This is a genomic window from Streptomyces sp. HP-A2021, from assembly GCF_022807935.1.
GTDB classification, from domain to species: domain Bacteria; phylum Actinomycetota; class Actinomycetes; order Streptomycetales; family Streptomycetaceae; genus Streptomyces; species Streptomyces afghaniensis.
Genome location: NZ_CP094344.1, coordinates 3,665,813 through 3,689,216, shown reverse-complemented (window position 1 = coordinate 3,689,216; position 23,404 = coordinate 3,665,813). Strand labels below are relative to the sequence as shown.

At 71.2% G+C, this 23,404-nt stretch carries 16 protein-coding genes; 10 read left to right on the top strand and 6 right to left on the bottom strand.

From position 1 onward, the window contains the following. Positions 1–74: 74 nt before the first annotated feature. Positions 75–3,272: a tetratricopeptide repeat protein gene (locus tag MQE23_RS16585; RefSeq protein WP_243379492.1), complete on the bottom strand. Its 3,198-nt coding sequence runs from the start codon at positions 3,270–3,272 to the stop codon at positions 75–77. A gap of 227 nt (positions 3,273–3,499) precedes the next feature. Here MQE23_RS16585 and MQE23_RS16580 point away from each other — a divergent pair, with 227 nt between their 5' ends. The 5 genes from MQE23_RS16580 to MQE23_RS16560 all read left to right on the top strand — a co-directional run bounded on the left by MQE23_RS16580 (position 3,500) and on the right by MQE23_RS16560 (position 12,198). Next, on the top strand, positions 3,500–5,533 hold the full coding sequence (locus MQE23_RS16580) for a thioredoxin domain-containing protein (RefSeq protein ID WP_037668977.1): 2,034 nt from the start codon (positions 3,500–3,502) through the stop codon (positions 5,531–5,533). 137 nt (positions 5,534–5,670) lie between these two features. Further along, a complete protein-coding gene (locus MQE23_RS16575) occupies positions 5,671–6,960 on the top strand; it encodes a glycosyltransferase (RefSeq protein ID WP_243379491.1) in 1,290 nt (429 codons plus the stop codon). Further along, complete coding sequence (locus MQE23_RS16570) at positions 6,957–8,606, top strand: phospholipid carrier-dependent glycosyltransferase (protein WP_020272420.1); 1,650 nt, start codon at positions 6,957–6,959, stop codon at positions 8,604–8,606. The genes MQE23_RS16575 and MQE23_RS16570 overlap by 4 nt, the downstream gene beginning before the upstream one ends. After that, the gene (locus MQE23_RS16565; protein WP_020272419.1) at positions 8,603–9,796 is read left to right on the top strand and encodes a glycosyltransferase family 2 protein; all 1,194 of its coding nucleotides are present in this window, start codon (positions 8,603–8,605) and stop codon (positions 9,794–9,796) included. Before MQE23_RS16570 ends, MQE23_RS16565 begins: the two co-directional genes overlap by 4 nt. Beyond that, entirely contained in the window at positions 9,793–12,198 is a 2,406-nt protein-coding gene (locus MQE23_RS16560; RefSeq protein ID WP_020272418.1) for a galactose oxidase-like domain-containing protein, read from the top strand. The genes MQE23_RS16565 and MQE23_RS16560 overlap by 4 nt, the downstream gene beginning before the upstream one ends. 73 nt (positions 12,199–12,271) lie before the next feature. Here MQE23_RS16560 and MQE23_RS16555 read toward each other — a convergent pair whose 3' ends face one another. The 3 genes from MQE23_RS16555 to MQE23_RS16545 are packed head-to-tail and all read right to left on the bottom strand — an operon-like array spanning position 12,272 to position 14,407. Further along, on the bottom strand, positions 12,272–13,003 hold the full coding sequence (locus tag MQE23_RS16555) for a Mut7-C ubiquitin/RNAse domain-containing protein (RefSeq protein WP_243379490.1): 732 nt from the start codon (positions 13,001–13,003) through the stop codon (positions 12,272–12,274). Between the two features lie 33 nt (positions 13,004–13,036). Beyond that, a complete protein-coding gene (locus tag MQE23_RS16550; RefSeq protein ID WP_020272416.1) occupies positions 13,037–13,657 on the bottom strand; it encodes a TetR family transcriptional regulator in 621 nt (206 codons plus the stop codon). 36 nt (positions 13,658–13,693) lie between these two features. Beyond that, positions 13,694–14,407 (bottom strand): hemolysin III family protein, encoded by a 714-nt coding sequence (locus MQE23_RS16545; RefSeq protein ID WP_020272415.1) that lies wholly within the window; start codon positions 14,405–14,407, stop codon positions 13,694–13,696. Between the two features lie 326 nt (positions 14,408–14,733). On the opposite strand from MQE23_RS16545, the gene MQE23_RS16540 reads away from it, so the two are divergent. Both MQE23_RS16540 and MQE23_RS16535 read left to right on the top strand, forming a co-directional pair. Next, entirely contained in the window at positions 14,734–16,563 is a 1,830-nt protein-coding gene (locus tag MQE23_RS16540) for a phosphoenolpyruvate carboxykinase (GTP) (RefSeq protein ID WP_243379489.1), read from the top strand. A 239-nt stretch (positions 16,564–16,802) separates the two neighbouring features. Beyond that, entirely contained in the window at positions 16,803–18,536 is a 1,734-nt protein-coding gene (locus MQE23_RS16535) for an Ig-like domain repeat protein (protein WP_243379488.1), read from the top strand. A 226-nt stretch (positions 18,537–18,762) separates the two neighbouring features. Here the strand turns inward: MQE23_RS16535 and MQE23_RS16530 are convergent, their stop codons facing one another. Next, positions 18,763–19,185 carry a hypothetical protein gene (locus MQE23_RS16530; protein ID WP_243379487.1) on the bottom strand — a complete coding sequence of 141 codons (423 nt, stop codon included), beginning with the start codon at positions 19,183–19,185 and terminating at the stop codon, positions 18,763–18,765. A 111-nt stretch (positions 19,186–19,296) separates the two neighbouring features. Beyond that, positions 19,297–20,508: a pyridoxal phosphate-dependent aminotransferase gene (locus MQE23_RS16525; RefSeq protein ID WP_020272411.1), complete on the bottom strand. Its 1,212-nt coding sequence runs from the start codon at positions 20,506–20,508 to the stop codon at positions 19,297–19,299. A 126-nt stretch (positions 20,509–20,634) separates the two neighbouring features. On the opposite strand from MQE23_RS16525, the gene MQE23_RS16520 reads away from it, so the two are divergent. From MQE23_RS16520 to MQE23_RS16510, 3 genes are all read left to right on the top strand, one after another. Then, entirely contained in the window at positions 20,635–21,375 is a 741-nt protein-coding gene (locus MQE23_RS16520; protein WP_243379486.1) for a hypothetical protein, read from the top strand. 102 nt (positions 21,376–21,477) lie between these two features. Beyond that, on the top strand, positions 21,478–22,749 hold the full coding sequence (locus MQE23_RS16515) for an MFS transporter (RefSeq protein ID WP_037668983.1): 1,272 nt from the start codon (positions 21,478–21,480) through the stop codon (positions 22,747–22,749). 120 nt (positions 22,750–22,869) lie between these two features. Further along, positions 22,870–23,292 carry a MerR family transcriptional regulator gene (locus MQE23_RS16510; RefSeq protein WP_020272408.1) on the top strand — a complete coding sequence of 141 codons (423 nt, stop codon included), beginning with the start codon at positions 22,870–22,872 and terminating at the stop codon, positions 23,290–23,292. Positions 23,293–23,404 lie beyond the last annotated feature (112 nt).

The window sequence follows — 23,404 nt, the reverse complement described above, 5'->3', positions numbered from 1 at the left end:
CTCCCCGGGGGGGCACCCGTCGGTGGCCGTCCGCCGCCGACGGGTGCGTCGCGTGCCCGCCCAGGGGGGCGTCCCTACGCCTTCGACTCCACGGCCACGCCCATCACCTCCCGCGCATGCCGGTTCGGCACCATGCCCAGGCGCCAGGCCTGCCAGCCCGCCTCCAGGGTCACGCCGCGTTCCAGCAGCAGGGCGTACGCGTCGAGGTAGTCGTCCAGTTTCTGGTCGCGCAGCGGATGGCTCGCGCGGGACAGCTGGGCCAGTTCCTCCTGGGCCACGGCCGTGCCGACCTCCATACCGCCGGGGGCCGCGTACGGCAGCAGCGTGCAGCGCAGGAAGCGGGCCCAGTCCTCGCCCCGGCGGTCGCCGTACGACATGAAGAGATCCGCCGCCTCGTCGCACAGTGCCAGGGCCTGCTGGGTGCGGGCGTTGCCCGCGTCCACCACCGCAAGCTCCAGGCAGGTCCACGCCTCGCCGTGGGCGACGCCGATGCGTTGGAAGTCGGCGCGGGCGTCCACCAGGAGCTGGCGGGCGAAGCCGGAGTTGCGCAGGGAACCCGTCTGGGCCGCGCGCTGGTCGCGGGTGACGCGGGCCGAGTGGTGGCGAGCGCAGGCCAGGCCGTAGACGTCCCGCATACGGGAGAACATCGTGCGGGAGCGTTCCAGTTCACGGACCGCCTGGTCCAGGTTGCCCGTCTCCTCCAGGGCCTGGCCGAGGTAGTACAGCGTCCACGCCTCGCCGCGCGCGTCCTCGTTCTCGCGGTGCCGGGCGGCGGCCCCGCGCAGTTCCTCCACGGCCGGGGACGCGTCACCGGCGACCAGCAGCGCCCGGGCCAGCTGGGTCAGGGCCCAGGCTTCGCCGCGGGCGTCACGGGTGCGGCCGTACAGCTCCAGGGCCGCGCGCAGCTCGGCCTCGGCCCGCGGGACGTCGCCCATGCGCAGGCCGAGCTGGCCGAGCTGGAAGTGGGCCCAGGCCTGACCGTGCACGGACTCGCCCCGCCGGTGCAGCACCAGCGACTCGGTCAGCAGGTCCAGCGCCTCCGCCACCCGGGCCCGGTCCCGCTCCACCGCCGCCAGGGCGTGCATCGTCCACGCCCGGTCCGTCGCCAGCTCGGGGGAGGACTGCAGGGCGAGTGCCTCGCGGAGCTTCGCCGACGCCTCCGTCAGATTGCCCTGGTGGTGCAGGGTGATGCCGAGGGAGCACAGGGCGCGGGCGGCACCCGCGTCGTGATGGGCCTCCCGGTACAGGTCGACGACCGAGGCGAGGGTCGTGCGCGCCTTGTCCAGTTCGCCGAGCTGCCGTGCCGCGATGCCGGTGCGCCACTGCACCGAGCGGACCAGCAGGCCCTCGTCCACCGCCTGGGCCAGCTCGCTGATCTCGCCCAGGCGGTAGAGGTCGCCGCGCAGCAGGCAGTAGTCGCACAGGGCGCCCAGGAGGTTCAGGACCGACGCCTGGTTCACGCCCTCGGCGTGCCGCAGCGCCGCCGTGATGAAGCTCGACTCGTCGTCCAGCCAGCGCAGCGCTTCGTCGAGGGAGGGGAAGCCGTACGGGCTGAAGCGGTTCGTGCGGGTCGACATGTTGCCGTCGACCATGCGCAGCACCGAGTCGGCCAGCTCGGCGTAGTTCACGATCAGCCGTTCCTGCGCCGCCGTGCGCTCGGCCGGTTCCTCCTCGTCGAGGAGCCGGGCCTGCGCGAAGGCACGGACCAGGTCGTGCAGCCGGTAGCGGTCGCCCCGCACGTGGTCGATCAGGCCCGCCCGGGTCAGGGCCTGGAGGTGGCGTGTGGCCTCCGCCTCGTCGGTGGCCAGCAGGGCGGCGGCCGCGGCGGCGCCCAGCGAGGCCCGGCCGGCCAGGGCCAGGCGGCGCAGCAGCCGCCGTACGGGCTCGGGCTGGTCGGTGTAGCGCAGCCACAGGGCGCGTTCGACGGGATCGACCGGGCCGTACGCGCCGAGGTCCGTGGCCAGCGCGCGCGGGGAGCGCGGGCCGAGGCACGAGCCGGCGATGCGCAGCGCCAGCGGCAGCCCGCCGCACAGCTCCCGGACCCGGTCGGCGGACTCGGCGTCGTACGGTCCGGACCGGTCCTGGGCCGCCGCGCCCAGCAGTTCCTCCGCACCCGCCGCGTCCAGCGGCGCCACCGCCAGCTGGTGCACCCGCGCGGGCAGCTCGCCCAGCTCCAGCGGGCCCCGCGCGGTCACCAGCACCAGGCTGTCGGACCGCTCCGGGACCAGGGCCCGGACCTGCCCCGCGTCCGAGGCGTCGTCCAGGACGACCGTGACCGGCAGGCCGGTCAGATGCTGGTGGTACAGCTCGCTCAGCCGCTTGACCTGCTGGTCGGGGGAGGAGCGCTCGCGGAACAGCAGTTGCTCGCGGGGCGCGCCGAGCCGGTTGAGCAGGTGCAGCAGGGCGTCGCGGGTGGACAGCGGGGACTCGCCCCGGCCCTCGGCGCGCAGGTCGACGACGCAGGCGCCGCGGAAGTAGTCCTTCAGATCGTGCGTGGCGTGCACCGCGAGGGCCGTACGGCCGCTGCCGGGCGTGCCGTGCAGGACGACCACCGTCGGCTGGGTCTGAGTGCTCGCCCGGGCCGCCTGCACCCACTGCCGGATCTGCGCCAGCTCGTGCCGGCGCCCCGCGAACGGCTCCGCCGGTTCCGGGAGCTGCGCGAAGGACTGCTCCAGCACGTTGCGCCCGCGCGCCGCCGCGCTCTTGTCGGCGCCCCGCAGCCGCGGCCCGGTCTTCTTCGGCCCCGTGGAGGCGGCGAGCACCCGCTGCTGGTCCAGGAACGGCCGGATGCCCCGCACCTCCAGTGCCGTCAGCCACTGCAGCCGCAGCTGTTCGGGCCCGCCCGGCTGGCTCGCGGCCCCGGCCCGGTGGTGCGCGGCCGGCAGATGTGAGCCGACCACCTTCACGACGGTCGCCGCGGCGCCCACGACACCCACGGTCACGCCCGCGCCCAGCGCCGTCCCGGTGTCCGTGCCGAGGGCCATGTCGGCGACCACGGCCGCGACCGCCGCGACCCCGGCCACCAGCAGCGGTGTCCCGGCGCCTTCCCGGGCGTAGCGCTGCCCGAAGGTGAGCTGCCCGGCCGCCGCCTCGTCCAGGGCGCGCGTGTAGGCCTCGTACTCCTCGGCCGCGCTCTGCGCCATCGTGTCGAGCGCCCCGCGTGCCCGCGCGAGCAGCACCTTCCCGTCCGTGCGCCCGCCCGTCCGGCGCACCTCCTCCTCCACGGCCTGTGCCAACAGCCGCTCGGCTTCCGCCCGATGACTGTCCCGCATGTCACGTCCCCCTCCGGCGGCACCGGCGCACCTAGGTCGTCGTACTGGTCGTTTCCTTGGTCAAGTGTGCTGCCGACGGCGCATCGGGGCGAGGGGGCGTGCCCGGCCCGATTATGTGAAGACGCGGGCGGGTTGAGGCGCCGCGCGTCCGTCGGGTGTGCGCCCCGGGCGGCGCCCGCGCGGCGCCTGACGCGTGCCGGGCGGGGTACTGCGGCAGGATGGACACCATGCCGAACCGACTGGCGCACGAGACGTCCCCCTACCTCCTGCAGCACGCCGACAACCCCGTGGACTGGTGGCCCTGGTCGGCGGAGGCCTTCGAGGAGGCCCGCAAGCGGAACGTGCCCGTGCTGCTCAGCATCGGCTACAGCAGCTGTCACTGGTGTCACGTGATGGCGCACGAGTCCTTCGAGGACCAGCAGACCGCCGAGTACCTCAACGCGCACTTCGTGAGCGTGAAGGTCGACCGTGAGGAGCGCCCGGACGTCGACGCGGTCTACATGGAGGCCGTGCAGGCGGCGACCGGCCAGGGCGGCTGGCCCATGACCGTCTTCCTCACCCCGGACGCCGAGCCGTTCTACTTCGGCACGTACTTCCCACCCGCCCCGCGCCAGGGCATGCCGTCCTTCCGGCAGGTGCTCCAGGGCGTCCACCAGGCGTGGGAGGAGCGGCGGGACGAGGTCACCGAGGTCGCCGGGAAGATCGTCCGGGACCTGGCCGGGCGGGAGATCTCCTACGGTGACGCGCAGACGCCCGGCGAGCAGGAGCTCGCGCAGGCGCTGCTCGCGCTCACCCGCGAGTACGACCCGCAGCGCGGCGGATTCGGCGGGGCGCCGAAGTTCCCGCCGTCCATGGTGCTGGAGTTCCTGCTGCGCCACCACGCCCGCACCGGTGCCGAGGGCGCTCTCCAGATGGCGCAGGACACCTGTGAGCGCATGGCCCGGGGCGGCATCTACGACCAGCTCGGCGGCGGCTTCGCCCGCTACTCCGTCGACCGCGACTGGATCGTGCCGCACTTCGAGAAGATGCTGTACGACAACGCCCTGCTGTGCCGGGTCTACGCCCACCTCTGGCGCGCCACCGGCTCCGAGCTGGCCCGTCGGGTCGCCCTGGAGACCGCCGACTTCATGGTGCGCGAACTGCGAACCGCCGAGGGCGGGTTCGCCTCCGCACTGGACGCCGACAGCGACGACGGCACCGGCAAGCACGTCGAGGGCGCGTACTACGTGTGGACGCCCGGGCAGTTGCGCGAGGTGCTCGGCGAGCAGGACGCCGAGCTCGCGGTCCAGTACTTCGGGGTGACCGAGGAAGGCACGTTCGAACACGGTCAGTCCGTCCTCCAACTGCCGCAGCAGGACGGCCTGTTCGACGCCGAAAAGATCGCCTCCATCCGGGAACGGCTGCTGGCGGAGCGAGCCGGGCGTCCCGCCCCGGGCCGGGACGACAAGGTCGTCGCCGCGTGGAACGGCCTCGCGATCGCCGCGCTCGCCGAGACCGGTGCCTACTTCGACCGGCCCGACCTCGTCGAGGCCGCCCTCGCCGCCGCCGACCTCCTCGTCCGGCTGCACCTCGACGAGCAGGCCCGGCTCACCCGCACCAGCAAGGACGGCCACGCCGGCGCCAACGCGGGCGTGCTGGAGGACTACGCCGACGTGGCGGAGGGCTTCCTCGCGCTGGCGTCCGTCACGGGGGAGGGCGTCTGGCTGGAGTTCGCCGGGTTCCTCCTCGACCACGTCCTGGCCCGCTTCACCGACGAGGAGTCGGGCGCCCTGTTCGACACCGCCGCAGACGCCGAGCGGCTGATCCGGCGCCCGCAGGACCCGACCGACAACGCCGCCCCGTCCGGCTGGACCGCGGCGGCGGGCGCCCTGCTGAGCTACGCCGCGCACACCGGGTCGGAGCCCCACCGCACCGCCGCGGAGAAGGCCCTCGGCGTCGTCAAGGCGCTCGGGCCGCGCGTGCCCCGCTTCATCGGCTGGGGGCTCGCCGCCGCCGAGGCCGCGCTGGACGGGCCGCGCGAGGTCGCGATCGTGGGACCGTCCCTCGATCACGAGGGGACGAGGACCTTGCACCGCACGGCACTTCTGGGCACCGCGCCAGGCGCGGTCGTCGCCGTCGGTGCCCCCGAGAGTGACGAGTTTCCGCTGCTCGCGGACCGTCCGCTGGTCGGCGGTGAACCGGCCGCGTACGTCTGCCGCAACTTCACCTGCGATGCCCCGACGACCGAAGCTGACAGGTTGCGTGCGGTGCTGAGCGACTGACGTCGGGAACCAACGGCAACACGCTCTTTATCTGAACGGCCCCCAGGCTTCACAGTTCCCCCTTAATCTCTGCACAGTGCCGTGATGGCTGAGATAGACCGTCACGGCGGGGGGTTCTGGGATCTGGGGGGATCTGTTTGCTGACGTCTGTCTTCATCGCTGCCGTTTCACTGGCCCTGTTCTGGATGGCGGCGTTCACCCTGTGGTGGCAGATGCACGCCTGGCGTACGCCGGAAGTGCTCGCCTCCACGCGGTTCAGCAGTCCGGACGGGACCGAGCACGTCTCGTTCTCGCTGCTGCTGCCCGCACGGCACGAACAGGCGGTGCTGGACCACACGATCCAGCGGCTGCTGGAATCGAGCCACACCGACTTCGAGATCATCGTGATCGTCGGACACGACGACCCGGAGACCACCGCCGTGGCCGAGCAGGCCGCGGCGCGTGATCCACGGGTCCGGGTCGTCGTCGACCGCCACGAGAAGAAGAACAAGCCGAAGGCCATGAACACGGCACTGCCGCACTGCCGCGGCGACGTCGTCGGCGTCTTCGACGCGGAGGACCAGGTCCACCCCGAGCTCCTCGCCCACGTCGACCACGCCTTCCGCACCACCGGCGCGGACGTCGTCCAGGGCGGGGTGCAGCTGATCAACTTCCACTCCAGCTGGTACAGCCTGCGCAACTGCCTGGAGTACTTCTTCTGGTTCCGCTCGCGGCTCCACCTGCACGCGCAGAAAGGTTTCATTCCGCTCGGCGGCAACACGGTCTTCGTCCGCACGGACGTCCTCAGGAAAGCCGACGGCTGGGACCCGAACTGCCTCGCCGAGGACTGCGACCTGGGCGTCAGGCTCTCCAGCGTCGGCAAGAAGGTCGTCGTCGCCTACGACTCCGACATGGTGACCCGGGAGGAGACCCCGGGCTCGCTGATGTCCCTGCTGAAGCAGCGCACCCGCTGGAACCAGGGGTTCCTCCAGGTGTACCGGAAGAAGGACTGGAAGCAACTGCCCACCCTCGGGCAGCGGCTGCTCGCCCGCTACACCCTGATGACACCGTTCATGCAGGCCTTCACCGGCCTGATCATCCCGCTGAACGTGGCGATCGCGCTGTTCCTGGACGTACCGGTCGGCATCGCCTTCATCACCTTCCTGCCGGCCGTCACCGCCCTGGTCACCTTCGTCTTCGAGATCGTCGGACTGCACGACTTCGGCAAGCAGTACGGACTGCGCGTGCGGTTCGCGCACTACCTGAAGCTGGTCCTGGGCGGCCCCTTCTACCAGGTCCTGCTCGCCGGGGCGGCCGTCCGTGCCGTATGGCGCGAGCAGCGCGGCCGCAACGACTGGGAGCTGACGACCCATGTGGGCGCGCATCTCGACGAGACGGCCGTGAGCCGGCAGGACGTTCCCGTGACCCGAGAGGACGTTCCCGCGTGACCTCCACCCTTCCCGCGGTGACCACTGCCAAGGTCCCCGCGCAGCGGCAGCCCGCGCCCCGCACCGGTGCCCACCGACGACCGGAGCCGCCGAGCCGGCTGCGCTCCTCCCGGTCCGACCTGCTGCTGTGCGGTGTCCTCCTCGTGGCGATCCTCGTCGTGCAGGGCTGGAACATCGCCGACTACCCGGCGCTCAGCGACGACGAGGGCACCTACCTCGCCCAGGCCTGGTCGGTCCAGCAGGGCAACGGCCTGGCCCACTACACCTACTGGTACGACCACCCGCCGCTGGGCTGGATCCAGATCGCCGTGCTGACCTGGATCCCGGCGTTGATCAGCCCCGAGTCGATGACGGTCGGCACCATGCGGGCCGCGATGCTGGTGATCAGCGGCATCAGCGCGGTCCTCGTCTACGTCCTGGGCCGCCGCCTCGCCCTGCCTCGCTGGGCGGCCGCGCTCGGCATGGTGTTCTTCGGCCTCTCGCCGCTGGCCGTCGTCCTCCAGCGGGAGATCTTCCTCGACAACCTCGCGGTGATGTGGACGCTGCTGGCCTTCACCCTGGCCGCCTCCCCGAGCCGCCACCTCTGGCACCACTTCGGGGCCGGGATCGCGGCCGCCACGGCCGTCCTCACCAAAGAGACGATGCTCATCGTCCTGCCGGCCCTGTTCCTCACCATGTGGCGGCACAGCCACAAGGACACCCGCAAGTTCGCCCTCACCGGAGCCGTCACGGCCTGCGCCCTGATCGGCTTCTCGTATCCGCTGTTCGCCCTGCTCAAGGGCGAGCTGCTGCCGGGCGCCGGGCACGTCTCCCTCTGGGACGGCGTCAAGTACCAGATGACCAGGCCCGGTTCGGGCTTCATCCTGGACCAGGGCTCCGGCTCCTGGGGCGTACTCCAGTCGTGGCTGTACTACGACAGGATCCTGCCCCTCGGCGGCCTCGCGGGCGCCCTCCTGCTCCTCGTCACCTGGCGCTGGTCCGTCACCGCGCGCGCCCTGGCCGGACCCGCCCTGGCCGTCGCGATCTTCGCCGCCCTGGCCCTGCGCCCCAACGGCTACCTGCCCGCGATGTACGTCATCCAGGCCCTGCCGTTCCTCGCCCTGGTCCTCGCCGGAGGAACCGCCTCCGTCGCCCACGCGGTGCTGAGCCGCTGGCGCTCCGAGGCGGAGAAACGGTACGTCAGCGTGGGCCGGTACGCGCTCGCCACGGTCCTCGCCCTCGCCGCCGGCGCCTACGTCGTACCGCACTGGTACGACGGCGCCCGCACCGCCGTCACCACCGACGCCAACGCCCCCTACAAGGCCGCGTCCAAGTGGCTGGCCACCGAGGTCGAGCACCCGGAGCGCACCCGCGTCCTGGTCGACGACGCCCTCTGGCTGGACCTGGTGCACCAGGGCTACCGGCCGGGCCTCGGCGTCATCTGGTTCTACAAGGCCGACCTCGACCCGGCGGTGACGAAGACGATGCCGCGCGGCTGGAAGGACCTGGACTACGTCGTCGCCTCGCCGACCGTGCGGCGCGACGCGGCCGACCTGCCCAACGTCAAGGCCGCCATGGAGCACTCGGACCCGGTCGCCACCTTCGGCACCGGCGAGGACCGCATCGAGATCCGCCAGATCCAGACGTCCGCCGGAGGCGCGCGATGAGCCAGGAGTCCACCGTCCCCGGAGAGGTCGTCGAGACCGCCGAGATCCCCGAGCCGGGCGCCGTCACCATCGTCGTACCGACGTTCAACGAGTCGGCGAACGTACGGCAGTTGCTGCACCAGATCACCGAGGCCGTACCCGCCCGGCTGCCCTGCGAAGTCCTCTTCGTGGACGACTCCACCGACGACACGCCCGAGGTCATCGAGAAGGCGGCGCAGGACTGCCCCTTCCCGGTGACCGTCCTGCACCGGCAGGAACCGGTGGGCGGGCTCGGCGGCGCGGTCGTCGAGGGACTGAAGGCCGCCACGTCCGACTGGATCGTCGTCATGGACGGCGACTGCCAGCACCCGCCGTCCCTGGTGCCCGACCTGGTCGCCACGGGCGAGCGGGCGAACGCCGGGCTCGTCGTCGCCTCCCGGTACATCAAGGGCGGCAGCCGGGCCGGGCTCGCGGGCAGCTACCGGGTGGCCGTCTCGCGCGGGGCGACCTGGCTGACCAAGGCACTGTTCCCGCGCCGGCTGCACGGCATCAGCGACCCGATGAGCGGCTTCTTCGCGATCCGCCGCAGCGCGGTCACCGCCGAGGTGCTCCAGCCGCTCGGTTACAAGATCCTCCTCGAACTCGCCGTCCGCAGCCGCCCGCGCAAGGTCACCGAGGTGCCCTTCGTCTTCCAGGACCGGTTCGCCGGGGAGTCCAAGTCGACCGCGCAGGAGGGCCTGCGGTTCCTGCGCCACCTGGCCGGGCTGCGCGCCGCCTCGCCGGTCGCGCGCATGGTCGGCTTCGGCCTGATCGGGCTCACCGGCTTCCTGCCGAACCTGCTCGGCCTGTGGGCGCTGACCGCCGCCGGCATGCACTACGTACCGGCGGAGATCCTCGCCAACCAGCTCGGCGTCGCCTGGAACTTCGTGCTCATCGAGCACCTGCTGTTCCGCGAGCGGCGCCGGCACCGGCGCTGGTGGGACCGGGCGGGCCGGTTCGCGCTGCTCGCCAACGCCGATCTGGTGCTGCGTATCCCGCTGATCGCCCTGTTCGTGCACCAGTTGCACCTGGGCGTGCTGTCCGCCACCGCGCTCGCGCTGGTGACGACTTTCGTCCTGCGCTTCGTGGCGACCGAAGCGCTGGTCTACCTGCCGCGCCGGGCCGGTGAGAAGCCCGTGCGCGACGGCCGCACCGCAAGGAGAGCCGTGTGAACAAGTACCGGAGAAGAACCGCACTCGTCGGCGTGGGCGCCCTCACGGCCGGCCTCCTGCTGACCGCACCCCAGCCCGCCTCCGCCGCCAACCTCATCAGGAACCCCGGCTTCGAGACCGCCGGCACCGGCGACATGCCGTACTGCTGGGAGAAGTCCGGCTGGGGCGACAACGACTTCACCTTCACCGCCACGGCCGACGCGCACACCGGCTCCAAGGCCATGAAGGTCGAGCTGACCCGCCGTGTCGACGGCGACCGCAAGGCCCTGATCACCGAGTCCGCCGAGTGCGCGCCGGTGGTGACGCCGGGCAGGCAGTACGACCTCGGGCTCTGGTACAAGACGACCACCCCGGACGCCTCGGTCACCCTCTTCCGGCACGACAAGACGGCCGGCTGGCAGTACTGGACCGACCTCAAGACGCTGGACATGGCCGGCACCTGGACCGAGGCCACCGTCCGCACCCCCGAGGTCCCGGCCGGCACCGACCGCATCTCCTGGGGCGTCTCCGTCTACGGCACCGGCTCGGCCACCACCGACGACTACACGATGGAGCAGGTCGCCGCCCCGGTCCCGCCGCCGGACTGCACCGGCACGGCCGAGCAGTGCGCCAACGGCACGTGGGACGTGCTGCCCACGAAGAACCCGGTCCGCTCCATGCACTCCGTCGTCCTCCACAACGGCAAGGTGCTGCTCATCGCGGGCTCCGGCAACGACGAGTCGATGTTCAAGGCCGGCACCTTCACCTCGGCCGTCTACGACCCGGCGAACGGCTCCTACAAGGTCATCCCCACACCGAAGGACATGTTCTGCGCCGGCCATGTGCAGCTCCAGGACGGGCGCGTGCTGGTGATGAGCGGCAACAAGGGCTACCCGACGGCGGACGGCCGCGTCGGCTACCAGGGCTACAAGGACTCGTACATCTTCGACCCGGAGACCGAGGCCTACACGAAGACCAACGACATGAACGACGGCCACTGGTACCCGTCGGCCACGATCCTCGGCAACGGTGACGTCATCTCCTTCGGCGGCCTGCGCGAGGACTCCAGCGGCTCGGTCACCGCCGAGCTGTTCTCCGAGGCCGAGCAGCAGTGGCAGCCGCTGTGGAAGGTCAACCAGACCTGGTCGTACTGGGGCCTGTACCCGTCGATGATCCTCATGCAGGACGGCCGCCTCTTCTACTCGGGCAGCCACGTCTTCGGCAACAACATCCCCGGCACCGGCTCGGCGATCTACGACTACGGCGCCAACACCATCACCCAGGTCCCCGGCCTCCAGAAGAAGGACGAGCGCGACCAGTCGGCCAGCGTGCTGCTGCCCCCGGCACAGGACCAGAAGGTCCTCACCCTCGGAGGCGGCAACATCGACTCCAACCCGGAGGCGAACCGCCTGACCGACATCATCGACCTCAAGCAGCCCAGCCCCGCGTACATGGCCGGGCCGCCGATCCCACAGGGCACGGTCGACCTGGGCAACGGCCCGGTGCCGCAGACCGGGAACCAGGGCAAGATGTACGTCTCCGCCGTGCTCCTGCCCGACGGCAAGGTGCTGGAGACGGGCGGCGCGCTGCACAACCGCGCCAACCCGGTCTACGAGACGTCGATCTTCGACCCCGCGTCGGAGACCTTCGACCCGGTGGCCGTCGACCCCGAGGCGCGCGGCTACCACTCCTCGGCGTTCCTGCTCCCTGACGGCCGGGTGATGACCACCGGCGACAACCCGGGCAACGGCTCCTGGAACCACGACGTGTCGGTCTACAGCCCGCCCTATCTGTTCAAGGGCCCGCGCCCCTCGATCACCTCGGTGATCGACACCGAGTGGAACTACGGCGACACCCAGCGGATCACCGTCGACCGGCCCATCGCCAAGGCCGAGCTGATCCGTCCGGCCGCCGTCACGCACTCCTCCGACCCGAACCAGCGGTTCGTGGACCTGCCACTGTCCGTCGACGGCGACAACGTCGACCTGAACGTGACGAGCAACCCCAACCTGGCTCCGCCCGGCTGGTACATGCTCTTCGCGGTGGACGCGAACGGGGTGCCGTCGGTGGCGAAGTGGGTGCACCTCCAGGGCCCGCAGGCGCTCAAGGCGACGGACGCCTCGGCCCATGTCCACGACTTCGCGGACGCGCCCGAGGGCAAGGTCACGGGCCCCGGCAAGAAGCGGGTGGCACAGAAGGTCAGCCCGACGATCTCCGGCTGCGACCGGCACTACGGCTCGATCAACGTCTGCGTGCCGACCGACTTCCCGGCGGAGGTGAAGAAGACGACGGCGTCCCGCTGTGCGTGGCTCAAGGCGAACGACTACGGCCGCCTGAAGGTCAACGGCAGGGACGATCCGCTCGGGCTGGACCGCGACAGGGACGGCATCGCCTGCGGCAAGAAGGACCTGACCAGGCGTTAGACGCCCTCCAAGGGGCGCGGGGAACTGCGCGACCAGCCACCGACGGCCCGCAGTTCCCCGCGGCGCCCAACTGTCAACGGCGCTCCGACCGAAGCGCCATCGCCCGCTCCACGATCGCTTCGAGCTGCTCGTGATGCGCACCCTTCCAGTACGCCCGGCCGCACGCGGTGCACTGCGCGAACACGTCGTACATCGCATGCGTCCCGTGCTTCAGCTGATCGGCGACCTCGTCCTTGGTCGCCTTGCGGAGCACCCCGTTGCAGGCCGTGCACCGCGTCCAGGGGAGCAACTCGGGCTGGAAGCGCTCCAGGACGTCCCGAAGCTGCTCCTCCGGCCGGGTGCTGTACACGAACGCCCCCGCCCACAGCTCGCGCCGCCGCAGCAACCCCCGGTCGCGGCTCAGCATGACCCGCCGCTCGGCCGCCGAACGCGCCGCGAGGGCGGGGTCGCCGATGTCGGTCGACTCGTAGGCCGTGTCCACGCCGAGCAGCCGCAGCCGGCGGGCCAGTGTGCCGAGGTGTACGTCGAGGAGGAAGCGCAGGGGCGCGCCCGGCACCCGCTGGGGTCGGGCGACGGTCCGAACGGTCACCGACTCTCCGGCCGCCGGGACGTGCGAGACGGGCACCTCGCGGCCGTCCACGACCAGGGCGCCCACCTCGGTCAGCGGCACACCCAGCGACTCGACGACATGGCCCAGACTGGAGAGGCCGTCCGTGGTGGCCCGCAGGGTGCCCACCCGCCGGGCCTGGGGGACGAACACGTGCAGCTCGGGAGCGAACTCGACGTGGATCTCGGGACCGTTCACCCGGTCAGGATGCCACGGCGGCGGGCGCCGGCCTCAGGCTTTTCCGGTCGTCAGGCCGTGTTCCAGGACGTCCAGGGCACGGTCGACGAGTTCCCGGACGTCGTCCCGGTGGCCGGTCTCGGCCCAGTAGTGGGAGACCTCCAGCAGCCCGCCCATCACGGACATGGCGAAGACGCGGAGCTCCAGGCTGTCGGGGTCCAGCCCGGAGCGCTCGGCGAGGGCCTCGCGGAGCAGCCGGCCGGTCGCCGCCATGCTCTCCGTCATGCGGGCGCGGACGGCGGGGACCTCGACCCCGAGCCGGCTCCGCAGCCGGGTCACCTCGGGTTCCTCGGCGAGGCTCAGGTCGAGGGCCGTGCGCATCACGTGCCGCAGGACGTCGGCCCACGACTCGTCCTCCGGCCGGGCCCGCAGCTCCGCCAGTATCACCGGGTCCCACTCGTCGGTGATGACGATGTCCTCCTTGGTCGGGAAGTACCGGAAGACGGTCGAAGGCGACACCTCGGCCCGGTCGGCGATCTGCTCGACCGTCGTGGCGTCGTAACCCTGCTCCTCGATCAGCGCGTAGGTCGCGGCGCGGATCGCCTGGCGGGTCTTGATCTTCTTCCGCTCCCGGAGTCCCAGTGGGGGCCGGTCGGCGGGCGTGACGTCAGCCATGAATCGACAGTAACTGTCAATCACTACCCACTGTCACTACCCGTGCTGGTAGGCCACCAGCGAGATCCCCACGTAGTGCGCGATGAAGGCCGCCAGGGTGAAGGAGTGGAACACCTCGTGGAAGCCGAACCAGCGCGGTGACGGGTTGGGTCGCTTGATCCCGTAGATCACGCCGCCCGCGCTGTAGAGCACGCCGCCGACGATGACGAGGACCAGGACGGCGATGCCGCCGGTCCGCATGAAGTCCGGCAGGTAGAAGACGGCCGCCCAGCCCATCGCGATGTAGCACGGCGTGTACAGCCAGCGCGGGGCGCCGACCCAGAAGACGCGGAAGAGGATGCCGGCCGCCGCCGCGGCCCAGATGCCCCACAACAGCCACTCGCCCTTGGCGCCAGGCAGGAGCAGCATGGCCAGCGGAGTGTAGGTGCCCGCGATGATCAGGAAGATGTTGGCGTGATCCAGGCGGCGCAGCACGCCGTCCATGCGCGGACTCCAGTCGCCCCGGTGGTACAGCGCGCTCACACCGAACAGCAGGCATGCCGTCAGTGCGAAGATCCCGCAGGCTATGCGCCCTCTGGTCGAGTCGGCGAGGGCGGTCAGCACCAGTCCCGCGACGAGAACCGCCGGGAACATGCCGAGGTGCAGCCAGCCGCGCAGTTTGGGCTTGACCGGGTGCGGCAGGGAGAGCGCCGTCGGACCACGGCCGTCGGCCGGCGTGTCCGTAGGCGCGTCGGGGGCGAACGCAGTCATGGCCGAATGGTAGCTACGGAACCGTAAGTGACCCATCAGTCGGGTCGATTGGCCGATGAAGAGTGGCCATCCTCTCATCCTGGCCGAACGATGGTTACGCAAACGAACGGTCAGGTGAACCCAACGTGCATGTAAAGGGGCGCGAGAAACCGTGGCGATCCTCACGTTGCTCACCTGTGCGCTCCTCTGGACAGATGGGCGCACGCGTCGGATGATCAAATGAGTGCGGTCGGCACCGGATGAGCGCCAAGTTTCACCGTGAAGCATCCGGGTCGCAGCCCCCACGGGGCCTCCACATCAAAAAAATCCCTCATTTAGGAGCAATCGTGGCGCGCGACATCGCGGCTCCCACCGTCCCCACCACCCATAAGGGCCTGATCTCGTGGGTGAACGAGATCGCCGAGCTGACCCAGCCGGACAACGTGGTCTGGTGTGACGGATCCGAAGCCGAGTACGAGCGACTGTGCGAGGAGCTCGTCCAGAAGGGCACCTTCCGCAAACTCGACCCGATCAAGCGCCCCCACTCCTACTACGCGGCCTCCGACCCCACCGACGTCGCCCGCGTGGAGGACCGGACGTTCATCTGCTCCGAGAAGGAGGCGGACGCGGGCCCGACCAACCACTGGAAGGCCCCCGCCGAGATGCGGGAGATCTTCCAGGGCTCCGAGGGCCAGGGCGGCCTGTTCCGCGGCTCGATGCGCGGCCGGACCATGTACGTCGTGCCGTTCTGCATGGGCCCGCTCGGCTCCCCGCTGTCCGCGCTCGGCGTCGAGATCACCGACTCGGCCTACGTCGCCGTCTCCATGCGCACGATGACGCGCATGGGCCAGGCGGTGCTCGACGAGCTCGGCTCCGACGGCTTCTTCGTCAAGGCCGTGCACACCCTGGGCGCCCCGCTGGAGCCCGGCCAGGAGGACGTCCCCTGGCCCTGCAACACGACCAAGTACATCTCGCACTTCCCCGAGGACCGCGAGATCTGGTCCTACGGCTCCGGCTACGGCGGCAACGCCCTGCTCGGCAAGAAGTGCTACGCCCTGCGCATCGCCTCCGTGATGGCGCGTGACGAGGGCTGGCTGGCCGAGCACATGCTCGTGCTGAAGCTGACCCCGCCGCGCGGCGAGGCCAAGTACGTCGCCGCCGCCTTCCCGAGCGCCTGCGGCAAGACCAACCTCGCCATGCTGGAGCCGACCATCCCCGGCTGGACGGTCGAGACCATCGGCGACGACATCGCCTGGATGCGCTTCGGCGAGGACGGCCGGCTCTACGCCATCAACCCCGAGGCGGGCTTCTTCGGTGTCGCGCCCGGCACCGGCGAGCACACCAACGCCAACGCGATGAAGACGCTGTGGGGCAACGCGGTCTTCACCAACGTCGCGCTGACGGACGACGGTGACGTCTGGTGGGAGGGCATGACCGAGGAGGCCCCGGCCCACCTCACCGACTGGAAGGGCAATGACTGGACGCCCGAGTCCGAGACCCCGGCCGCCCACCCCAACGCCCGCTTCACCGTCCCAGCCGCCCAGTGCCCGATCATCGCGCCCGAGTGGGAGGACCCCAAGGGCGTGCCGATCTCGGCGATCCTCTTCGGCGGGCGCCGGGCCACCGCCGTACCGCTGGTGACGGAGTCCTTCGACTGGAACCACGGCGTCTTCCTCGGCGCCAACGTGGCCTCCGAGAAGACCGCCGCCGCCGAGGGCAAGGTCGGCGAACTGCGCCGCGACCCCTTCGCGATGCTGCCGTTCTGCGGCTACAACATGGGCGACTACATGGCCCACTGGATCGACGTGGCCAAGGACAAGGACCAGTCCAAGCTGCCGAAGATCTACTACGTCAACTGGTTCCGCAAGGACGACGACGGCAAGTTCGTCTGGCCCGGCTTCGGTGAGAACTCCCGCGTCCTGAAGTGGATCGTGGAGCGCCTGGAGGGCACGGCCGAGGGCGTCGAGACGCCGATCGGCGTCCTGCCGACCAAGGATGCCCTCGACACCAACGGCCTGGAGCTGGCCGACTCCGACCTGGAGTTCCTGCTCAGGGTCGACAAGGAGGTCTGGCGCGAGGAGGCCGCCCTGGTCCCCGAGCACCTCAACACCTTCGGCGAGCACACGCCCAAGGAACTGTGGGACGAGTACCGCGCGCTGGTGCAGCGCCTGGGCTGAGACAGCCCTCCACCGACGCCGCGGCCGGCTCCGATCGTGCCCTGACCAGCAACATCGTCACGGCCGGCCGCGGTGACAGCACCACAGGAGGCAGGGGTTCGCACAACGGCGTGCGGGCCCCTGCCTTTCACTGCTTACGTCGCGCCCCCTTGCTCACAGGATCTTCACGCCTGTTTCATGCTCTCTACAGGTGTCTCGCCGGTCCCGGTGAGACCCAAGCCAGCCTGTGGGGGGCACAGTTGAATACTGCACACCGTTCCAGACGGCTCGCGGCCACGTTGTCCGCCGCGATCCTCGCCGGGACCGGGCTCACCGTCGCCGCCGCGCCCGCGGCGCACGCGGCGGCCTCCGACGCCGTGGCCAAGCTGCCGATCTCGTCGTACTCGGCACTGGCCGTCGACAACGTCCACCAGCGTGTCTTCGTGGCGGACAGCAACGTCGGCTACTACCTCAACTCCGGCACCATCGCCGTCTACAACTTCGAGGGCGAGCGCCTGACGACCCTCACCACCAACCAGGCCCACGTCTCGGGCCTCGCGGTCAGCGCCGACGGCAGCAAGCTGTACGCGGGTCTGCGCGACCGCATCGAGGCCTACGACACCGTCACCTACCAGCGCACCACCGTCGCCTCCGTCGGCACCGACTACTGCGGCCGCGAGGTCGCCCAGTCCAGCGGCCAGCTCTACTTCACGGCGCCGTACGCGTCCTCGGTCTCCCAGTGCGCCACGTCCGAGACCCACCTCGCGGGGGTCGTGAACGGCGCGTACACGTACACGGGCTGGAACGACTACGGCGATCTGCTGCTGGAGTCCGGCGCCGGGGACCGCATGCTCATGGGCCAGCCGCTCAACGCGAAGGCGGCCGACCCCTTCCTCGCCGTGTACGACACCGGCAACGGCGCCCTGGTCCGTAACGCCGCGCGCCGCTTCGCCGACGGCGCGGGCAACGGCGCCCTGAACCTCAAGGATCTGGCGCTGTCCGCCGACGGCAGCAAGGTCGCCGTCGCCGACGCCACCGCCGGCACCCGGCTGCTGAACACCGGCGACCTGTCGGACGCGGCGACCGGCTACCAGGCCCTGCCCGAAGGTGCCACCGCCAGCGCGGTCGCCTTCAGCGGCGACGGCAAGTACATCGCCCGCGGATCCGCCGCCACCGGTGCCGTCCCCGACCTGCTGGTGCAGCCGGCCGACCCGGGCGACTCCACCACCCCGCTGGAGTTCGTCTTCGAGGGCAGCCTCGACGGCGACCGGGTGGTGCCGCGCGGCATGGAGTGGTCGGCGGACGGCTCCCGGCTGTTCGCGGTCACCACCAACGCGACCGGCGGCCAGTACTGGCTGCACGTCATCAAGCCGCCCGCCGTCCAGTACGACACCCGCTTCACCGGCGGTCTCACCCACAGCCCCGCTCAGGCCGTGGCGGGCGAGCCGCTGGCCGTGCGCGGCAGGCTGGAGCAGGACGGGCCCGCGCCCGCCGAGCCGCTGAAGGTCAAGGCGACCCGCACGGACGCCGACGGCACCCACGACCTCGGCACCGCCACCGTCAAGGCCGACGGCACCTTCACCGTCCTCGACGAGCCCGGCCTGGTCGGCGAGGCCACGTACACGGTGTCGTACCTCGGTGATCTGACCCACCGTCCGGCCACCGACGTCACCCACACCGTGACGGTCGGCAAGGCGCCCACCTCGATCGCGCTCGCCGCACCCGAGGAGGCGAGCATGTCCGGCGGCATCGAGATCACCGGCACGTTCACCGCCCGGGGCAAGGCGCTGCCCGAGCGGGCCGTGCTCAAGGTCGTACGCGAGGACCGGCTCGGCACGGGCACGCTGTCGTCGGTGACCGTCGCCGCGGACGGCACGTTCACGATCAACGACGTGCCGCGCACCCGCCGCGAGGTGACCTACACGGTCACCTGGCCGGGCGACGACCTGCACGAGGGCGCAACGGCCTCGGCCGAGGTGTATGTAAGGCGCTAGCCACTGCGACGCCGGGCGGGGGCACGCCCTTTAGGGGCGCGGGGCTGTATCGATGTGCGGCTCCGCCGCGTGGGCGCGACCAGCCACACTCAACCCGCGCAAACCCCCAGCCCAAAACCACAACGGCGATAACCGGCTCAAGCCAAGGCAGTGCTGTGGCACCCGGTCCGCGCGTCGCTGCGGGAGCGCGCGGACCGGGGCCGTCGGGGGGAGCCCCCGCGGGGGCTCAGCGGGACGCGAGTTCGCGCGGCTCCAGAGCAGCGGCGTGCGCGTCCATCCGCTCGGCGGACAGGATGGCGGCCGCCGTGTCGGCGCGGGAGGCGGCGACGACCAGCGCGCGGCCCGCCAGAGCGTGCGCCCGCCGGTGCAGGGCTGTCGCGCTGCGCTCGCGCCGGGTGCCGCTCATCGGCGCGCGGACCGGCGTACGCCCTCCCCGCAGCCGGCCCACCTGTTCCGCGAGCCGCTCCGCCGCGGTGTCCAGGTCGGCCGAGCTCTCCCTCGCTCGCAGCTCGTCCGTGACGGCGAGCAGGGCGGCGAGATGGCCCGCGAGCTGGATGTCCAGCTCTTCCTCGCGGGAACGGTGGGGAAAGTCGGGGGCGGGGCCGTCCACCGTGCTGTGGACCGACTTGGTGCGGATCGGTTCGTACATGGGAGGGCCTCCTGAGTGCTTCAGGAAGCCATCCTAGCTTAGATTTCGTCTAAAGTTGAGTTGCTCACAAACCCGGACGGGCTGCACACGTACCGTGAGCGAGGTGACCGGTCAGGCCTGGCTGTAGCCGTCCAGGAAGTGCCCGATCCGACCCACCGCGTCCCGCAGGTCGCCGACCGTCGGCAGGGTCACCACCCGGAAGTGGTCCTGCTCCGGCCAGTTGAACCCGGTGCCCTGGACGACCATGATCTTTTCGCGCCGGAGCAGGTCCAGGACCATCCGCCGGTCGTCCTTGATCTTGAAGACCTTGGGGTCGAGGCGCGGGAAGAGATACAGGGCCCCCTTCGGCTTCACGCAGCTCACGCCCGGGATCTGGGTCAGCAGCTCGTAGGCGACGTCCCGCTGCTCGTGCAGCCGGCCGCCCGGCAGCACCAGGTCGTTGATCGTCTGGCGTCCGCTGAGCGCCGCGACGACACCGTGCTGGCCCGGCATGTTCGCGCACAGCCGCATGTTCGCCAGGATCGTCAGGCCCTCGATGTAGGAGTCGGCGTGCGCGCGGGGCCCGGAGATCGACATCCAGCCGACCCGGTAGCCGGCCACGCGGTACGCCTTCGACATGCCGTTGAAGGTGAGGGTCAGCAGGTCGGGGGCGACGGCGGCGGTCGGGGTGTGCGTGGCACCGTCGTAGAGGATCTTGTCGTAGATCTCGTCCGAGCAGATCAGCAGGTTGTGACGGCGGGCGATGTCGGTGAGCCCCTTGATCATCGCCTCGTCGTAGACGGCCCCGGTCGGGTTGTTGGGGTTGATGATCACGAGCGCCTTGGTGCGGTCGGTGACCTTGCGCTCGACGTCGGCCAGGTCGGGCATCCAGTCGGACTGCTCGTCGCACCGGTAGTGCACGGCGGTGCCGCCGGACAGGGAGACGGCGGCGGTCCACAGCGGATAGTCCGGGGCGGGCACGAGCACCTCGTCCCCGTCGTCCAGCAGGCCCTGCATGGCCATCACGATCAGCTCGGAGACGCCGTTGCCGATGAAGACGTGCTCGACGTCCGTCTCGATGCCGAGTGTCTGGTTGTGCATCACGACCGCGCGGCGGGCGGCCAGCAGCCCCTTGGCGTCTCCGTACCCGTGCGCCGAGGACACGTTCCGGAGGATGTCCTCCAGGATCTCGGGCGGGCACTCGAAGCCGAACGCCGCCGGGTTGCCGGTGTTCAGCTTGAGGATGCGGTGACCGGCCGCTTCCAGCCGCATCGCCTCCTCGAGCACCGGACCCCGGATCTCGTAACAGACGTTGGCGAGCTTGGTCGACTGGATCACCTGCATGTCTGGGAGCTTACGGCGCGGTAATGCGCCACGGGTCGTGTTTTCCGCCACGTGAGACGCGTCGCTTTGGGTGGATATCGCCACGCGCTGTCCCACCAGCACCATCGGTGCCTAGAATGCGCCGCCATGTCCAGGCCATCCGAGTACGCCGACGGAGCGACGAGCGGTGCCCCCCAGGAGCCGCCGAACGTGTACCTGCCGCAGGCCGATCCGCCTCCGGCCTACGACGCGTACGCCGATCCGGCGGCGGCGCACGGATGGCAGGACGTGTACGACCCGCTGGACGGCCAGGACGCCGCGCGCGGCACCGGCGACACGCGAGACATGGGCGACACGCGTGAGCTGCCGCCGGTGCCGGTGCCGGTGCCGGTGCCGGTGCCGGGGCATGGCCGGTCCGGTGCGGGACGCCACTCCCGGCGTGGACTGGGGCCGTGGCGTGCCCGCCCTTGGGCGGTGGCCGCCGGAGCCGTGGGTGCCGTCTCGGCGGCCGCGCTGATAGCCGGTCTCGGTTTCCCGGACGCGCCCTCCGGCGGGACGCGTGAGGGTGGCGGTGGCCGCACGGGTCCGACCGCGGGGGAGTCGCCGACCGTTCCCTCGACCGGTGCCGACCGGACACCGACCACCGGGACCCCCCTCGTCGGCCGGCCGGCGAACGGTGACGAGCCGTCCGGGCCGGCGTCCGTGAGCCCGACCACGGCGGCGAGCCCCACCCCGTCCGAGTCGGCGCCGGACCCCCAGAGTCCCTCGGCCGGCACACCCACGGCCGGCACCCCGACGACCTCCGCTCCCGCCGTCACCGCCACGCCCCCCGGCCGAACCGACGGAAAGCCCGGACACGGCCCCGGCGGCACGAAGGGACCCAAGTAGTCGGTCTCCACAGCCCTGTCACCACGGCTTCGGTCCTGCGCTCCTGTCCGCCGAAGCCGCCGGCTTGACGTTCACGCCGACGTGAACGTCGAGGGTGGCGCCATGAACGTTTCGGAACACGACGCCGGCCGTCCCGCACGCAGCGGATCGGCGTGGGCGCTGACCATCCTGACCTTGTGCGCGTTCACGCTCGGTACCGGCGAGATCATGATCGCCGGAATACTGCCGGACCTCGCGGCGGCCGCCGACGTCTCGTTGTCCACCGCCGGCCTGCTCGTCAGCATGTTCGCGCTGACCGTGGTCGTGGGAGGCCCGGTACTGGCTCTGACCACGACGACCGCGCGCCGCAGCCGACTGCTGGGCGTGCTGCTGTCGCTGTTCGTGCTGGGCACTGCCCTGTCCGCGCTGACCTCGTCGTTTGCCGTCATGACCACGGGGAGGATCGCGGCTGCCCTCGCACACTCGGCCCTGATGCCGCTGTTCTTCGGCCTCGCAGCTGACGCGGTGCCTGCCCACAAGCGCGGCACCGCGGTGGCCCGGGTGTCCCTGGGGCTCAGCCTCGCCATGCTCGTGGGCCTGCCGATCGGGACGGCGCTGGGCCAGTGGCTCTCCTGGCGGGCCCCCTTCGCCGCCGTGGCCCTGCTCGCCCTCGCCGCCACCGGTCCGGTACTCACCCTGGCCAAGGGGACGCCTGCCGCCGAGGAGCCCGGCGCAGCGGCGAACCGCAGGGCGGAGATCCGAGTGCTCGCCGAACGCCGCGTCCAGGCAGTCGTCGTGGTCACCACGCTGACCGCTGCCGCCGCATTCACCGCATACACCTACATCACGCCCCTGCTCACCAGCGCCGTGGGCTTCACTCCTTCCGGCGTGACGATCCTGCTGCTGCTCTTCGGGATCGGCGGCACGGTCGGCAACCTCCTCGGCGGCAAGCTCACCGACCGGTCCGCGACCCGGGCGGCGTGCCTGGCCGTGGCGGCGCTCGCAGGCTCCCTGCTGCTCCTGGGAGCGACGGTCACCATCAAGCCGCTCGCCGTACTGTTCCTCTTCCTCTTCGGCGCCGCCTACTACGCCGTCATCCCGGCGGTGAACACCCGCATGCTGAACGTGGCTTCGCGCCGGGCACGGACTCTGGCCCTGACCGTGCAGAGCTCCGCGTTCAACCTCGGCATCGCCGCGGGCGGCTGGGCGGGCGGAGAAGCCATCGCCGGCGGCGGGGACCTGCGCCGGCTTCCTCTCGTCGGCGGGCTGATCGCAGTCCTGGCACTGGTCGTCGTCTGTGCCGAACACCGCGGCAGCCGACGAGGGGAAGCGATCGGCGACACCGGGCAGGACGCCCCGCGGCGCTCCGACGCGACGAGTGGAGCTTCGGCATGAACCCGTTCGATCTCCTTCCCCTGACGAGGCGTCGGCGCCGCTCACCGCTCCGGATTGACCTTCACGTCGACGGCAAGGTCTACGCTCCCCCTGACCGCGTGGATCAAGGAGGGAGGCAGGATGCGCATCGGGGAACTCGCCCGTGTCACCGGTGTCACGACCCGGGCGCTTCGCTACTACGAGGAACAGGGCCTGCTGCGACCCGACCGTTCCGCCAACGGCTACCGCAGCTACCCGGACAGCGCCGTACGCGTCGTCGAGAACATCCGGCTGTTCCTGGCCGCCGGCCTGACCACGGACGACCTGCGTCTCCTCGACGACTGCCTGCGTGACGAGCTGGTCGGGGACCATGCCTGCGCCGACCCGACTCCCAAGATCGACGTTTTCGAGCACCGCCTCGCCCTTCTCCAGCAGCGCATCAATGGCCTCGTCGCCGTCCGCGAGCAGCTCCTCGACCGGCTGTCCGACCTGCGCCGCAGCCCGGAAAAGGTGCCGGCGGTACCCAGGACCCCAAGTAATCCGGCCTGCAAGGCCGTTGAGTAGGGTCGGGCCGGACGCGCAGGTCCCCCGCGCGGAACAACTCCTTGCCCCACCCGCCTTGCGACGATCACAATGCGCATGACAACAGTGCGGGCGGCCGGAAGATTTCCGGCCG

Bases quoted from the DNA above. Each gene is read 5' to 3' on its own strand.
- MQE23_RS16520 (WP_243379486.1), top strand. From the start codon at position 20,635: ATGTCCAGGCCATCCGAGTACGCCGACGGAGCGACGAGCGGTGCCCCC.
- MQE23_RS16550 (WP_020272416.1), bottom strand. From the start codon at position 13,657: ATGGCTGACGTCACGCCCGCCGACCGGCCCCCACTGGGACTCCGGGAG.
- MQE23_RS16510 (WP_020272408.1), top strand. From the start codon at position 22,870: ATGCGCATCGGGGAACTCGCCCGTGTCACCGGTGTCACGACCCGGGCG.
- MQE23_RS16515 (WP_037668983.1), top strand. From the start codon at position 21,478: ATGAACGTTTCGGAACACGACGCCGGCCGTCCCGCACGCAGCGGATCG.
- MQE23_RS16565 (WP_020272419.1), top strand. From the start codon at position 8,603: ATGAGCCAGGAGTCCACCGTCCCCGGAGAGGTCGTCGAGACCGCCGAG.
- MQE23_RS16585 (WP_243379492.1), bottom strand. From the start codon at position 3,272: ATGCGGGACAGTCATCGGGCGGAAGCCGAGCGGCTGTTGGCACAGGCC.
- MQE23_RS16525 (WP_020272411.1), bottom strand. From the start codon at position 20,508: ATGCAGGTGATCCAGTCGACCAAGCTCGCCAACGTCTGTTACGAGATC.
- MQE23_RS16545 (WP_020272415.1), bottom strand. From the start codon at position 14,407: ATGACTGCGTTCGCCCCCGACGCGCCTACGGACACGCCGGCCGACGGC.
- MQE23_RS16580 (WP_037668977.1), top strand. From the start codon at position 3,500: ATGCCGAACCGACTGGCGCACGAGACGTCCCCCTACCTCCTGCAGCAC.
- MQE23_RS16530 (WP_243379487.1), bottom strand. From the start codon at position 19,185: ATGTACGAACCGATCCGCACCAAGTCGGTCCACAGCACGGTGGACGGC.